1 protein-coding gene is annotated in these 267 nt (G+C 41.6%); it reads right to left on the reverse strand.

Annotation, left to right across the window (positions count from 1 at the left end; all coding sequences use genetic code 11):
• Positions 1-267, reverse strand: a 267-nt coding sequence (locus tag M3212_RS22185) for a Mu transposase C-terminal domain-containing protein (RefSeq protein ID WP_285875008.1), incomplete at both ends; no start/stop codon positions are given.

Genomic DNA, 267 nt, shown 5'->3' on the forward strand with positions numbered 1-267 from the left:
CAGCTTTTTCTCCAATCACAAGCTTCTTGGCTTTCCAAGGAGTATAATCCTCGAACTCAATGGTAAGCTCCTCAATATTCGCAGGATCATAGATAACCTCAACCTGACGTCCAATAAATGTCAAGCCCACTTCATATTTCTGATCCATGAAACTGATGCATCCTGATTTATCGACTTTTCTTGTCTCGCAATGAAGAAATGCATTGCTTAACGTTTCTGGATCGATGAACCGAATCGCTTTCTTGTCTGAACGAAATGCGGTTTCCG

Source organism: Halalkalibacter oceani (assembly GCF_023715705.1).
Lineage (GTDB): Bacteria > Bacillota > Bacilli > Bacillales > Bacillaceae_D > Halalkalibacter > Halalkalibacter oceani_A.